Source organism: Staphylococcus intermedius NCTC 11048 (genome assembly GCF_002902385.1).
Classification (GTDB): domain Bacteria; phylum Bacillota; class Bacilli; order Staphylococcales; family Staphylococcaceae; genus Staphylococcus; species Staphylococcus intermedius.
This window is the reverse complement of sequence record NZ_PPQH01000163.1, coordinates 1-665: the sequence shown is the minus strand read 5'-3', so window position 1 is coordinate 665 and position 665 is coordinate 1. Positions and strand designations below refer to the sequence as shown.

Here is a 665-nt window from a genome sequence, read left to right as displayed (position 1 = left end):
TTTAAAAACCTTTAGAAAACACACTGTAAAAATAGATTACGATGTAAGAAAAACAGACTTACTAAAAGCTAAAATAGCTGATGTTTGGCATGCAGGTGGAAGAGCGTTAGATGACTTTAGTAGTAAAATTGACCACTTAGCGACACGTATTCGCTCGTTTGGTACAGTGTTTGGCCAACAAATCAAAGGTGTGTTGATTGCGTCATTTCAAGCTCTTATACCTATAATTGCCGGATTAGTACCCGCATTATTTGCAGTGTTGAATGCGGCAGGTGTTCTCAGTGGCGGTGTACTTGGTTTAGCTGGTGCTTTCTCTGTCGCTGGACTAGGTGCAGTAGCATTTGGTGCAATGGCTATCAGTGCAATTAAAATGGTTAACGACGGCACACTTGCAGTGACAAAAGAAGTTGAAGCATTCAATGATGCAACCTCTGAGCTAAAAGATACATGGGCGGGTATCATCAGACAGAACCAAGCTCAGATTTTTAACGCAATGGCTTCGGGAATTAGAGGTGTCAACTCGGGATTGTCCAAAATGAAACCTTTCTTGTCTGGCGTGGCTGATCTCATTGAAGGTAATGCACGTAAGTTTGAGGATTGGGTTAATAAATCCAATACAGCGAAAGCGGCATTTAAAGCGTTAAATACTGTTGGTGTTCAAATTT

Annotated in this window: 1 pseudogene; it reads left to right on the top strand. The window is 41.1% G+C overall.

What is annotated here, in order from left to right:
- Positions 1-665 (top strand): annotated as a pseudogene (locus CD138_RS13895) (terminase); the annotation flags it as partial.